We start from the raw sequence: 12273 nt of genomic DNA, 5'->3' as shown, positions 1-12273 counted from the left end.
AATATTTTAGAGGGAATACTGATTCCACATCAATATCCCCCTTAATAATTTAGAGCGAATTTCGCTAAAGCACTCGATTATTTAGAGCGCCCTTTAAACTTATTTTCTTTTGAATTTTTAGGTTGCCCCCTAAAGTGCCCCCTAACTTTCAACAGGTTTTTCTTAAAACCCCTAAAGTTGTCCCCTAAATAATTTGGCTTTCCCCCTAAATTATTTGGTTACCCTTTTTCTCTAAGGATCTTTTTTTACTTTATAATAATTTTATTCGACACCAGTTATGTTACCTTTTATCAGTCCTGTACTAATCATAAGTATACTTCTTTTTTATTGAAATAGCTGTATAATACGTTATCATTACTTTTAAATCCATATTTTAATTCATATATTTATAACCATTTTATTATTTTTTAAACGATGAATAAACCCTTTTTATAAAAAATTATTTCAATAAATATGTATATTAACGTTTTTTAATTAGCGACATTAAAATTTGAATGTTACTGACGATTTTGTAAATGCAGCATCTTTTATATAGACCGTTTTATTGCTATCATCAATAATATATAAAATACTAACATTTATCTTATCTAAGTTGACTACTCTCATAATATCTATATCATTGTATTTCTTATACCTTCTAGGATATATTTCAATAATCTTTTTTATTTCTTTTAAAGAGTTAAGCACTTTTAAATTATTTTCCATCTAGTCCCTAATTGGTATTATATACACCTTGTGATTAAGTTTTAAATTGTATGTGGTCATCTGGACCACAAATTATCTTATTGGCTGAAACAATCCCAACCACAAGTTATTTTAAATTACCTTGAAATCTTTCAACCACAGTATTTTTCAAATTCTTCTAGTATCTTGAGTGAACTACTTGTTCCAATACGACTCGCTCCAGCTTCTATCATTGCTTGACATGTTTTCCAATCACGTATTCCTCCAGCTGCTTTAACCTTGACTTCATCTCCAACTGTTTCTTTCATTAAACGTACATCTTCTACTGTTGCTCCTGAAATACCAAAACCTGTACTCGTTTTGATATAATCTGGCTTCACTTGTTTTGCAATGAGTGCTATATGCTTTATTTCACCTTTTGTCAGATAACAATTTTCAAAAATCACTTTACAAATCCTATTATTTTGATGACAGAGTTGTACAATGCTTTTCATTTCTTTTTCAATATAATCCCAGTCATGCATCTTTGCCTTTCCAACATTAATCACATAATCAATCTCATCAGCTCCATCATCGATAGCCTGTTTTGTTTCAGCTAATTTGATATCTAATGTTGTCTGTCCTAATGGAAATGAAATAGCTGCACCGACATGAATAGAAGTTCCTTTCAGTAATTCTTTACACAACTTTACTGGCTCACTGTTAATTGCTACCATTGTAGCTCCAATATCTTTAGCCTCATCACATAATTTAATAAAATCATCTCTCGAGGCATAAGCCTTTAAAAACGTATGATCAAACATACTAGCAAGTTCTTCTTTTGTCATGATTTTTTCCTCCCATTATGATATCTATAATTTGCAAATGATCCGTTATAATAAGATCACTTTCACTTTGATCATTTTGAAATTTTCCTGAATAATAAGCTACTACTTTTAATCCGGCCTGCTTTGCAGCCTGTATTCCATAAGTACTATCTTCAACAACAAATAATGGTTTTTCCCCATTTTGATGTTTTAGAATAGATAAATAAATTTCTGGATTAGGTTTTGAATATTGAACATCTTCTCTTCCTACAAAATAAGATATATATGCATAAAGTTTTAATTCAATAAGCACTTTTTCTATAACTTCTCGAGGTGATGATGATGCAATAATTATATCAATATCTTTTTGAAAGATATCCTCAATACACTCTTGGACATGAGGGAATACAATTTGCTGATAATTTGGAATCTGTATTTGTGAAAGATACTTTTCAAAAAGATATTGAATTTTATCTTGATTCACAATATATTTTTCTAATTTCTTAAATGTACCTTTTGCATCTAAACCCATCATTTCGATCAAATGTTTTTTTGGTATATCGTATCCTTGAGAATGTAGAAATTCTTTCAATTGATCCATATACCAGCTTTCACTATCAATAATAACTCCATCCATATCAAAAATAATATATGGCTTCATTCTATCCTCTTTTGAAAGTTGCTGTCATATTAATAAAGGTCACATCTAAAGAAGAAATAGAATATTCTATAACTGTTCCATCTTCTGCATACCCAATATCTTGAACAAGCATTATTGGATTTTTTGAGCTAACCTCTAAAATTTTTCTGACTTCACTATCTGGTAAACTTGGAATTAATGCTTCACGAATAATAGATACTTTTAATCCTTTACTATCTAAATACTGATAAAAATGTTGTGCAGCTTCTTTTGCATCTTTATCAAAATCATCTAATAGTTTTTTATGAATATATGAACGTGAAAATGATGCTACCTTTATCCCAGCATATCTGACTCTATCCATATACCATACTTGTTCACCTACATCTATTGATAAATTTTTAGCAATATCTGGAGTAGCTTCAACAGTCCCAACATTCATAAACTTCGTTTTACAAAAATATCCATTTCTATTAATAACTTTATCTAATTTATATATTGTTGAGTTTATAATATCTTGTTGATCATTTATTTTCTTCGTTGATGAAACGAATGTCCCAACTCCTTTTCTTTTATATAAATATCCTTCCGTCACTAATTCATTTAATGCTTGTCTAACAGTTGTTCTACTTAATTGATATTTTTCAATTAATTCATGTTCTGTTGGAATAGTTTCATCTTCCTTATAAACACCATCATCAATTAAATTGATTATAATTTGTTTTAATTGATAATATAGTGGTAAAGGTATGTTCTTATCAATAATATATTTCATTTTATTTCAACCCCTTCTGTTTTATTGTAACATTTTTTCCAAATCTTACCTATTTAATATTCTTATAAATTTGAAAAAAATAGGGCATTTAACCCTATTTTTTTCAAAAAAGGGAGGTTTTATTGATAAGCATTTCCCATATCCATATAAATCTCTAAAACTGCTAAATCTTCATCACTTCTATTTTTAGGTTTAATTACATACTGACCTATACTAGCTGGAATAAAGACAGCTTCAGCATAATGCATTTCAATAGGTTCAAACTCATTGTTTGGACTTACAATCATAGCTTCTTCTCCTTCAACTAAAACATGAAGTTTTACATGATCTTTCGTTTCAAAAAAGATAGGTTTATTAAACCAATAACGATCGACTTTTAATAATTCATATTCCATCGTTCCACTATGTTCTTTTCTCCAACCTGTTCCTCTAGCAATTTCGGCTTTCTTTGAAATAAGTTGATCTTTTACAAATTGTGTTTGATATCTCTCTTGGATAACCTTTTCACCATGATCTATATTAATCGGTCTAGGTTTACCATCAGCATCAATACGTCCCCAATCCCACAACTTGAATGTTTGGAATCCAATCGGGTTAATTTCTAATACCAAAGTATCTTTACCAGATGCATGAATTGTTCCACTTGGTATATAAATATGATCATGGTTTTTCATAGGAAAATGATTAATCCATTTTTCATCATCAAATTTACCTGTTATTTGTGCATCTTTAAAAGCTTTTACTAAATCATCTTTTTTTACACCTTCTTTAATTCCTAGATAAACTTGTGAATTTTCAGATGTATCTAACATATAATAACTTTCATAATGTCCAAATGGGAAGTTAAATTCTTCTTGAGCATAGCTAATATCTGGATGAACCTGCAAACTAAGATTGCCACCACCCCAAGTATCTAAAAAGTCACATCCTAATGGACAATTATATCCAAACCAGAAATAATTTTGATTTCCTAGAAATTCAATAGGTTTGTATTGAACAATATCTCTACCAACAATTCTAAATTCATGATTTCCTAATTTTGCTAATGCATTTTGAAAATTCATCCATCCTGTCATACCCCAAGCAGTATTTTCTCTATCTAATCCTCCTTTCAAAACATCTTTACACCAATGTCCACCCCATACGCCTCTGTTAAAGAATGGCTCTAATTTGAAAGGATGTGAAGCAAAATAATTTAAAGTTTTTCTAAAATCATCTCCAGTTACCATAACAGGATTATCTATATCATCTCCATCAATGACATAATCCATATCATTAAAAAGATGTCGTTTATGATTATCAAAATATTTAGCTTCAACAAAATTGAAAATTTTTTCTTTTGTAAGTGGATCTTCATGAGGATTGTTCATTCCCCAATTTGACAATGATGAAAGATATCCATCTTTAACTCTTTGAATAGTTATATTATTATAAACAAGAATATCGCCTTTTGTAACCAATGCAGCTCCAATGCCATATACGACAATCATTCCTTGTGTAGTATTATGAATCAATTCTTGTGCTGTCTTTATTTTTTCACTATCAAAATATTCATCAATTTGTCCAATAGCAAATACACCATTAATGCGATCATTAGTGATGAACTTATCTAATCTCTCATGTAGTATATCATCATCTGCTCTCAGATCATCTGTACAAATAACTAATTGAGGTTTAATGTTATCTATGAAATACTCTCTTAATTCTTTATGATTAATATGATAATATGAGTCAATAACCAAAACACACTTCGATTCATATTTCTGCATTTCATAATTAATAATTTTGCTAATTTCTTGATATCCTTTCCATGATTGTGTTCCATCTATTGTAAAAACAGGATGTAAATCAAAGTTCGGTATTCTTTCATTTATTTTTTCGTACATAATAACCTCCTATATATCCATATAAATTTCTAATACTGCACATTCTTGATATTTAGATTTTCCATATGGTTTAATAGTATATTGTCCTGCAGCTGGTGGTACAAACACTGCTTCTGCATAATGAATGACAACTGGTTCAAAACTATCATCTAAACTTTCAATAATGGCTTCTTCTCCTTCAACTAACACATGAATTACAATGCAATCATTAGGATCAAAATGTACTGATTTGCTAAACCAGTATCTATTGACTTCCATAGGATCTTCAAATGGCATTGTTCCACTTTTTTCTTTACGCCATCCATATCCTCTATCTACTTCTTGTTTTTTAGAAATAAATTGATCTTTAATCATTTGAGTTTGGAATTCTTCTTGAATAACATGTTTTCCATGATCTATATTAATTGGTCGTGGTTTTCCATCAAAATCTACACGTCCCCAATCCCATAACTTGAACGTCGTAAAACAAAACATATCAATTTCAAGTGTTAATGTATTTTTTCCAGCCGAATGAATTGTTCCACCTGGAATAAAGACATGATCATGTTTTTTCATTGGGAAATGATTTATCCATTTCTCATCATCAAATTCACCAGTTTCTTGTGCTGTTTCAAAAGCTTCCACTAAATCATCAAGTTTGACACCATCTTTTGTTCCTAAATAAACAGAACTTTCATCACAAGCATCTAACATATAATAGCTTTCATAATGTCCCCATGATGAATTAAATACTTCTTGAGCATATGCAAGTGTTGGGTGAACTTGTAAACTAAGATTTCCTCCACCCCAAGTATCCAAGAAATTGACATGTAAAGGACATCGGTTTCCATAAAGATACCAAATTTTTCTTCCTAATACTTCTTTAGGATTACATAAAATCAAATCAGTTGATGGAAACTCAAAAACTGCATTATTTAATTGTGCTGCTACAGCTTGCATATCCAAAAATCCAGTGATTCCCCAAGCAGTATTTTCTAAATCTTTTCCGGCATTTAAAACTTTTTGACACCAGTGGCCACCCCATACTCCTTTCATAAAGATAGGAATAGGTTTAAATGGACTTGTTGAAAATTGAGATACAATCTTATCAAAGTCATTTTTTGTAACCATAACAAATTGATCATCTTTATTACAATCAATAACATAATCACATTTTTTATAAATCTCTCTTTTATGCTTGTCTTGAACTCTACTTTCTAAGAAATTAAATCTCTTTTCTTTTCTCAAATATTCTTCATCTTCATTATGTGCACCCCAATTTCCTAAACCCTGGTTATATCTATCTTTAATTGTCTGATAGCTAATTGAACCAGAAATAAGAATATCAGGATTACAAACAACTTGAGATGCAACACCATAAACTATAACTAAACCTTTGGTTCCTTGAATTTTATTTTGTATGTCTTTGATTTTATCAACATCAAAGAACTCTTCAATATTACCTACACTAAATACTCCATTAACACGATCTTCAGTAATAAACTTTCCAAATTTATTTTGAATCATTGATTCATCATATTTAGCAATATCAGAATGAATAATCAATTGTGGTTGTAGTGCTTTAGCAATATCTTCAAATAACATTTCATTAACACCATGATAATAATCAAAACAAACAACAATACAATCTTTTTGAATTGATTTTATCTTGTTATTAATTTCATCAATAATGTCTAAGATTCCTACTTTAGCATTAATATCTATTTTTTTCTTTGGATATAAATCAAAATTCGGTATTCTATTTTCTACTTCATACATATAATATTATCTAACAATTTTAGAATTACCCATAATATGCTAAAACTGTCATTTCTCCTTTCCACATTAATTTTTTTACATTGGCACTAATTAAGAAAGAATCACCCGCTTGAAGTTTAACATCTTCTATTTGTCCTTGACCTTCAATAACAAAGGCTCCCAAATAAGGTTTAGGCATCGTTAATTCTCCACTTCCATTTATAACATATTTATAAACCGAAAAATTCTTATTATCAGTTAGTTTGATTTCTGTCACACCTTGATGATTTCGATAAGAATAATGTGTATCCTGACATTCAAATGGGACTAATATGTTATCTTTAGCCTTTTCAACATCAAGCTGTCTTGGTTTTCCTTGTTTATCTAAACGATCATAATCATAAAAGCGATATGTAACAGGACAAGGATTACACACTTCCATAAAAGTCGTTCCTTTTTGTATTGCATGTAATGTACCAGCTTGAATATTATAAAAAGCACCTGGAAAAATTGGATATCGTTTTAATAAGCCTTTCCAATCTTTATTTTGAATATACTCATCTAATTCCTGAATGGTTTTTGCATTATGTCCCATTACAATATCAGCATTGTGTGGACAATTGACAATATACCAACTCTCACTTTTTCCATGACATCCTAAATTCTTTAATGCATACTCTTCAGTAGGATGAACTTGTATACTTAAATCAGTACATGCATGACCTATTCCCATAGATACAGGGATATGCTCCCATCTTAAAGTGGATGGTGTTCCAAACATTTCTGGATGTTCATCATAAAGTTCATTGAGTTTTCGTCCTTTATATTTTCCATTCATAATTTCATTAGCGTCTTGTGGTAACCCACAAAATGCTCCTAAACCTGTAATTTCATCTATATTCATATCTTTTGGTACATATTTTTCAACATGATAATGATGAACTAATGAGCCATCACCCCAAATTGCAGTTGAAAATGTTGGTTTTAAAAATATATACTTTTCATCCATATCATTTATCTCCTCTACTTATATTTCACTTTGTAACATAATATAATTGAAGCTAATATAAATGTAATACCATTAGCCACTATAACTGCATAATCGCCTATTTGCATTCCATGTATAAACCATAAGAAAACACCTATAACAAACATAGAATACATAATCAAAGAAATTCCTGATGTATCTTTTGTTTTAATAACCTGTATAGCTTGTGGTACAAAAAATAATGTTGTTAAACAAGCAGCTATCATTCCTATCATTCTTCTATCCTACTTTCTAAAATATCAATCGCATCTTTTATGTTATCAACGACATACGTTGCTTTTTGTTTTGCTTCTTCATAGCCATGTGTCATACAGAAACTTGTATGACAAAATTCAAACATTCCTATATCATTTAAACTATCACCAATAGCAATTGTATTATTTTTAGGTATATTATTGATTTTTAAATATTGATTGATGCCTTGCTCTTTTGTAGCTTGTTTTTGAGTAATATCATAACTATAATCTGATGTTACTTTACATTGATATAGTTTTTCATGATCCAGAATATTTTTTTGATAATCTTCATAAAACTCTTTATGCAATTGTTGATTTGGAAAAATATAATTTATATGAATGATTGGTTTATAATCTGTGAGAATATACTCATCTATTGTTTGATGAATAACTTTGTTTGGATCTTTCTTAAACATATTTGCTGTATAAGATGATAATTTTCCATATATATATTCATTATCTATATTTGTGACCTTAGCATAATCTTTATATTTATACATGCCTTTATATATATCTAAAAATTGTATGTTAGAAAAAGGATATAGACAAACAACTTTATGATCCATATATATTTCTGCACCATTCCAGCCGATACAGTCAAAATCGTATTGTTTTAACTTTTGCGTTATATTATTTAAAAAAGTATGATGTCGGGCAGTACATAACACAAAACTATTCTTTTTAGCAATCCAGTATTGAATTGCTTGAATATCTTCATTCAATATTTCTTTTGTTTCTGGTCTTAATAATGTATCATCTAAATCACAAAATATAATCTTATCCATACCCTTTACCTCATTTTATACAATACCTAAAACTCCTAAAACAATTGCAATAACTAAATAAACTCCAATAAGTTTAACAGCACTCATCTTTTTCTTTTTCAATAAGTAATATCCCAAGAAAACTAAACACATTGGAATTAATTTTGGGAAAATACCATCTAAAATCTCTTGGAATTTAACCGTACTATATTCACTGACATATTGAGATGTAATTGTTAAATTAACATAACTTGCAGTAATTGCTCCAACAACTGTTAATCCTAATACAGACATTGCATCTTGTATTTTAGTCATCTGCTTACCTAAGAATTTTGAAACAGCTTCTCTACCAGATTTATATCCTTGCATATAGAATAATCGTGATAAAGCCATTGATGATAAGTATAAACCTAAAACTGCAAATACTGCTCCTAATGGACTACCACCTGATGACAATCCAATTGCAATACTTAAAATAATTGGTGGGATCGTTGCCTGTGTAACAGCATCTCCAATTCCGGCTAACGGCCCCATTAAACCAACTTTTATACTGTTAATAAAATCATCAGTAATTTTAGCTCCGTTTCCTCTTTCCACTTCCATTGAAGCGACAATTCCATTGACCATAGCACCAAACACAGGATTTGTATTATAGAAAACTGAATGACATTTCAAACGTGCAACCATCTTATCTGGATCTTTTGAATAAAATTTTTTCAAGATTGGTAACATAGATAAAGTAAATCCTGGAGCCTGTAATCTTTCATATCCAAATACAGTTAAGCAATATTTAAACCATATCCACCAGCTTTTATTAACTTCTTGCTTAGTTAACGTCACTTTATTATCTTCAGACTTTACTGTAGCATCTTCAGCTTTTACTGTTTCTACTTTTTCACTCATAACAATTCATCCTCCTCTACATCATCATCTTTTTGTTGAGTAGTCGATTCATTTTGACCACCAATAAACATATAATACATAACTGCTAAACACATACCCACTACTGCAGTGGCAACCATATTAAGTTCCAAGAAGGTAATACATACAATACCAATTAAGAAATAAATAATAAATTTAAAATCTTTTAATGTATAAGTGATAAGAATAGAAATACCTACTGCTGGTAAAATTCCTCCTAAAACACTTGCTATATGTAAAACTATCTCTGGAATTGCTGCTAATAAATCTGCTGCATACGCACTTCCAAGCATAACAATTGAGAAAGTGATACCAAATCTGATTACAAAACTTGTAAGAGGTGGTAAAACCATATATGTTAGTTTCATTTTATTAATATCATTATTTGCAATGAATTTATCACCTAATGAATAGAAAACAGAACATAAAATTTCATATCCAGTGAAAACTGCTGCTCCTAAGACACCTACTGTTGCAGCCAATGTTACTGCTACTGTTGCATCCGCTCTCGCTAACATCGCTAATGCAATTGATGGATAAGATACAAATGCCATATCTGCTGTAGCAACTCCACCAATTAAAACTTGTCCTAGATACATAGCTTGAACTGCTGCTCCAATAGTAACACCTGTGGCTACATCACCTAAGATAAATCCTACAATCGTTCCACCTACGATTGGTTTTGATAATGCATCTGTAAAATTGGTTCCTAATGGTTGGCAGTTTTCAACACTTCCTAACCAACAAGCAATACCTATCAGTATAGCTTGCATAACTGTAATTTCCATAATTATTCTCCCTTCTTCAAATTATTTTTTACGGTTTCCCAACTTAATCCTTGTTCATCAGGAATAAGTTTAAATTGAATTTTTATTCCTTTTTGTGCCAACTCATCACAGTGTTGAATATCATCTTCTGATAAGTAAATATTATTGTAAACTTTTCTCGTTCCTTCGGCTTTACTAGCTGTACCAAAAATAATTTCATCTCCAAAATCAATACCATGTTTACTCAATTGATAAAGTTGTTCAATTTTCTTTGAAATAACATAGTAGTGTTTCTTTCCTGCTACTGCTTTTGGTATTTTCTCTAAAGCTTGATCCACTGTAAAAATATAAACTTTTTTTCCAATTGCATTCCCTGCATTTAAAAAGACTTCTTTTAAAAATGAATCACTTCCTAAAGCATCATCTACCAAAAGAATAATAGCGTCTCCCTGTCTTACCTTTGACCACATCAATACAACCTGGCCGTGAATCAAACGATCATCTACTCTTACCAAACTTAATGACATAATTCTCTCGCCTCTCTTTGTTATGTTATCGTGTTGTCATGACATCGTTACATTAATATAATAGCATTACTTTAATAAAAATGCAATGCTATAAACTACAAATAGAAATTTTTCCTGTTTCTATTACTTGATCAACTAATTGTTTCATTTCCATATCCAAAGAACTCATCATTCCTAACTCTATGACCATCGCGAGATTCATGCCAGAAATCAGACATAAATGAGAGTCTTTATGACTTAATATATATCTGCAACATTCATTATATGGCGTAGCATTTGGGATGTCAGTTACAATAATAACTTCTTTATATTCTTTTTCTAATTTTTCTATAATTGCTACTAAATGAACTCTAAAATTATCCACTCCTTCTTCTGTTAAAGAGCATGTATATAAATTTTCCTTTTGTCCTATAATCATTTCGCAACTTGCTTTTACTCCTTCACACATAGTAGAGTGTGTCACTAATAAAATAGCTTTCATGTTTTCCTCCTTTAAAAATCTGCCATATCTGGATGAGAACCAATCTTTCCATGATCATGACTAAGATTTTTTATTTCTTGAATATCCTTAGCTGTTAATTGAAAATCAAAAACTTCATGATTACTTTTTATTCTTTCAATAGTTATAGATTTTGGTAAAGGAATAATTTCATTATCTATGGCATAACGAATACAAATTTGTGCTGGTGTCTTATTATATTTGTTTGCTATTCTTTTGATGATAGGATCATTTAACACTTGACCTCTTCCCAATGGACTATACGCCTCTAAAACAATATTGTGTTTTTGACAATATGCTATCGTCTCTTCATCATAATAATAAGGATGGAATTCTATTTGATTGACCATAATTGGAATTTCTATTTGACTGCTTAACTCCTCTAAATGATGCTTCAAAAAATTACTTACCCCAATAGCTTTTATCTTTCCATCTTTATACAATTTTTCCATTGCACGATAAATTTCGATATTTCTTTTTTGATAAAACGATCTACAATCTTTAGGGGCTGGCCAATGGATTAAATACAAATCAACATAATCAAGTTTTAATTTCTCTAAACTTGTGTTAAAGGCCTCTATAGCTTCTTCATAAGAACACGCTGTATTCCACAATTTCGTTGTTATAAATAGTTTATCTCTGGCTATATGACTTTGTTTTATAGCTTCACCAACGGCATCTTCATTACCATAGATACTTGCTGTATCAATATGTCTATATCCACATAAAATAGCAGATTTTACTGATTCAACAGCAACTTTATAATCATTCATTTTCCATGTTCCAAAACCAATGCAAGGTATATTTACACCATTATTTAATTTTAAATTCATTATCTCCCTCCTTTTGTTATAATGATGTCATGTCATCATTATATTAAAACTTACATGTTTTTTTGTCAACACAGTCATCATAAAATAAAAAAAGATCTAAAGTGAAAAGTTAAATTCCACTTTAGATATGACAAAGTGGATTTTAGTCTT

Annotated in this window: 14 protein-coding genes; all 14 read right to left on the bottom strand. The window is 29.9% G+C overall.

Annotated features, from left to right (window positions below; all coding sequences use genetic code 11):
• Nucleotides 1-483: 483 nt before the first annotated feature.
• Complete coding sequence (locus tag LJD34_RS14330; RefSeq protein WP_227360221.1) at nucleotides 484-705, bottom strand: hypothetical protein; 222 nt, start codon at nucleotides 703-705, stop codon at nucleotides 484-486.
• A gap of 131 nt (nucleotides 706-836) precedes the next feature.
• The gene (deoC, locus tag LJD34_RS14325) at nucleotides 837-1511 is read right to left on the bottom strand and encodes a deoxyribose-phosphate aldolase (RefSeq protein ID WP_117798741.1); all 675 of its coding nucleotides are present in this window, start codon (nucleotides 1509-1511) and stop codon (nucleotides 837-839) included.
• Nucleotides 1489-2151 carry an HAD family hydrolase gene (locus tag LJD34_RS14320; RefSeq protein WP_227360220.1) on the bottom strand — a complete coding sequence of 221 codons (663 nt, stop codon included), beginning with the start codon at nucleotides 2149-2151 and terminating at the stop codon, nucleotides 1489-1491. Before LJD34_RS14320 ends, deoC begins: the two co-directional genes overlap by 23 nt.
• A gap of 1 nt (nucleotide 2152) precedes the next feature.
• Nucleotides 2153-2905 carry a GntR family transcriptional regulator gene (locus LJD34_RS14315; RefSeq protein ID WP_227360219.1) on the bottom strand — a complete coding sequence of 251 codons (753 nt, stop codon included), beginning with the start codon at nucleotides 2903-2905 and terminating at the stop codon, nucleotides 2153-2155.
• 119 nt (nucleotides 2906-3024) lie between these two features.
• Entirely contained in the window at nucleotides 3025-4791 is a 1767-nt protein-coding gene (locus LJD34_RS14310; RefSeq protein ID WP_117798747.1) for a class I mannose-6-phosphate isomerase, read from the bottom strand.
• 9 nt (nucleotides 4792-4800) lie between these two features.
• Nucleotides 4801-6549 carry a class I mannose-6-phosphate isomerase gene (locus LJD34_RS14305; RefSeq protein WP_117798749.1) on the bottom strand — a complete coding sequence of 583 codons (1749 nt, stop codon included), beginning with the start codon at nucleotides 6547-6549 and terminating at the stop codon, nucleotides 4801-4803.
• A gap of 25 nt (nucleotides 6550-6574) precedes the next feature.
• Entirely contained in the window at nucleotides 6575-7537 is a 963-nt protein-coding gene (locus tag LJD34_RS14300; RefSeq protein ID WP_117798751.1) for a type I phosphomannose isomerase catalytic subunit, read from the bottom strand.
• Between the two features lie 14 nt (nucleotides 7538-7551).
• Nucleotides 7552-7791, bottom strand: coding sequence for a SemiSWEET transporter (locus LJD34_RS14295; RefSeq protein ID WP_117798753.1), 240 nt, complete (start codon nucleotides 7789-7791; stop codon nucleotides 7552-7554).
• Nucleotides 7788-8597, bottom strand: a complete 810-nt coding sequence (locus tag LJD34_RS14290; protein WP_117798755.1) for an HAD-IIB family hydrolase — start codon at nucleotides 8595-8597, stop codon at nucleotides 7788-7790. The genes LJD34_RS14295 and LJD34_RS14290 overlap by 4 nt, the downstream gene beginning before the upstream one ends.
• 15 nt (nucleotides 8598-8612) lie before the next feature.
• Entirely contained in the window at nucleotides 8613-9479 is an 867-nt protein-coding gene (locus tag LJD34_RS14285) for a PTS system mannose/fructose/sorbose family transporter subunit IID (RefSeq protein ID WP_117798757.1), read from the bottom strand.
• The gene (locus tag LJD34_RS14280) at nucleotides 9476-10285 is read right to left on the bottom strand and encodes a PTS mannose/fructose/sorbose/N-acetylgalactosamine transporter subunit IIC (protein ID WP_227360218.1); all 810 of its coding nucleotides are present in this window, start codon (nucleotides 10283-10285) and stop codon (nucleotides 9476-9478) included. Before LJD34_RS14280 ends, LJD34_RS14285 begins: the two co-directional genes overlap by 4 nt.
• A gap of 2 nt (nucleotides 10286-10287) precedes the next feature.
• Entirely contained in the window at nucleotides 10288-10791 is a 504-nt protein-coding gene (locus LJD34_RS14275) for a PTS system mannose/fructose/N-acetylgalactosamine-transporter subunit IIB (protein ID WP_227360217.1), read from the bottom strand.
• A gap of 88 nt (nucleotides 10792-10879) precedes the next feature.
• The gene (locus LJD34_RS14270; RefSeq protein ID WP_117798764.1) at nucleotides 10880-11272 is read right to left on the bottom strand and encodes a PTS sugar transporter subunit IIA; all 393 of its coding nucleotides are present in this window, start codon (nucleotides 11270-11272) and stop codon (nucleotides 10880-10882) included.
• A gap of 11 nt (nucleotides 11273-11283) precedes the next feature.
• A complete protein-coding gene (locus LJD34_RS14265; protein ID WP_227360216.1) occupies nucleotides 11284-12123 on the bottom strand; it encodes an aldo/keto reductase in 840 nt (279 codons plus the stop codon).
• Between the last annotated feature and the right edge of the window lie 150 nt (nucleotides 12124-12273).

This window comes from Faecalibacillus sp. MSK20_93 (genome assembly GCF_020589945.1).
Classification (GTDB): Bacteria; Bacillota_I; Bacilli_A; order Erysipelotrichales; family Coprobacillaceae; genus Faecalibacillus; species Faecalibacillus intestinalis.
Note: the sequence above shows the minus strand (reverse complement) of the source record. Positions and strands in the feature narration are given on the sequence as shown.

Excerpts from the sequence above, each read along its gene's own strand:
- LJD34_RS14330 (WP_227360221.1), bottom strand. The coding sequence starts at position 705 with ATGGAAAATAATTTAAAAGTGCTTAACTCTTTAAAAGAAATAAAAAAG.
- deoC (WP_117798741.1), bottom strand. The coding sequence starts at position 1,511 with ATGACAAAAGAAGAACTTGCTAGTATGTTTGATCATACGTTTTTAAAG.
- LJD34_RS14320 (WP_227360220.1), bottom strand. The coding sequence starts at position 2,151 with ATGAAGCCATATATTATTTTTGATATGGATGGAGTTATTATTGATAGT.
- LJD34_RS14315 (WP_227360219.1), bottom strand. The coding sequence starts at position 2,905 with ATGAAATATATTATTGATAAGAACATACCTTTACCACTATATTATCAA.
- LJD34_RS14310 (WP_117798747.1), bottom strand. The coding sequence starts at position 4,791 with ATGTACGAAAAAATAAATGAAAGAATACCGAACTTTGATTTACATCCT.
- LJD34_RS14305 (WP_117798749.1), bottom strand. The coding sequence starts at position 6,549 with ATGTATGAAGTAGAAAATAGAATACCGAATTTTGATTTATATCCAAAG.
- LJD34_RS14300 (WP_117798751.1), bottom strand. The coding sequence starts at position 7,537 with ATGGATGAAAAGTATATATTTTTAAAACCAACATTTTCAACTGCAATT.
- LJD34_RS14295 (WP_117798753.1), bottom strand. The coding sequence starts at position 7,791 with ATGATAGGAATGATAGCTGCTTGTTTAACAACATTATTTTTTGTACCA.
- LJD34_RS14290 (WP_117798755.1), bottom strand. The coding sequence starts at position 8,597 with ATGGATAAGATTATATTTTGTGATTTAGATGATACATTATTAAGACCA.
- LJD34_RS14285 (WP_117798757.1), bottom strand. The coding sequence starts at position 9,479 with ATGAGTGAAAAAGTAGAAACAGTAAAAGCTGAAGATGCTACAGTAAAG.
- LJD34_RS14280 (WP_227360218.1), bottom strand. The coding sequence starts at position 10,285 with ATGGAAATTACAGTTATGCAAGCTATACTGATAGGTATTGCTTGTTGG.
- LJD34_RS14275 (WP_227360217.1), bottom strand. The coding sequence starts at position 10,791 with ATGTCATTAAGTTTGGTAAGAGTAGATGATCGTTTGATTCACGGCCAG.
- LJD34_RS14270 (WP_117798764.1), bottom strand. The coding sequence starts at position 11,272 with ATGAAAGCTATTTTATTAGTGACACACTCTACTATGTGTGAAGGAGTA.
- LJD34_RS14265 (WP_227360216.1), bottom strand. The coding sequence starts at position 12,123 with ATGAATTTAAAATTAAATAATGGTGTAAATATACCTTGCATTGGTTTT.